Here is a 482-nt window from a genome sequence, read left to right on the forward strand (position 1 = left end):
ACGTACTGGCCGGGCCGCCGCCGGGGGCGCATTGACTGCTTTCGGCCTGGCTGGGTGCGCTCCGGGAGGTACACGCCCCACTGTCACGTTTCACCAGTCAAAACCGGAAGCTGTGCCGTACTTCCGCGATCTGGCGGCGACGTTTACCGCGTCACAGGACCGCGTCCGTGTCCTGCACGATATGGCGACAAATCTTTCTGCCAGCTTTGTGCGTAGCAGTCCGCCGGATCTCGGTTGCCTCAACTACAACCTCGAGATGGCCAGGTTCATGGAGCGCGGGGCGCTCTCGGACCTTTCCGATCTCCCGGCAGCAACTGCCATCCGGGACGACGTTCTCGACCTCACGAACTGGTACCCCACCTACCCTGGCCGCACTAGCGTTATCCCCTACTCGGTCATGGCCGCCTCGGTTATCTACAACCGCCGCATCTTCGAGCAGAACGGCCTGGCCGTCCCGACAACCTGGGACGAACTGATCGAGG

1 protein-coding gene is annotated in these 482 nt (G+C 63.1%); it reads left to right on the top strand.

Features of this window, described 5'->3' with window-relative positions; all coding sequences use genetic code 11:
• Positions 1 to 482: ABC transporter substrate-binding protein (locus tag AC5RWX_RS34275; RefSeq protein WP_494100575.1), on the top strand; the 482-nt coding region annotated here is incomplete at both ends.

The sequence above is a fragment of the Arthrobacter sp. SPT-J7 genome (assembly GCF_059089965.1).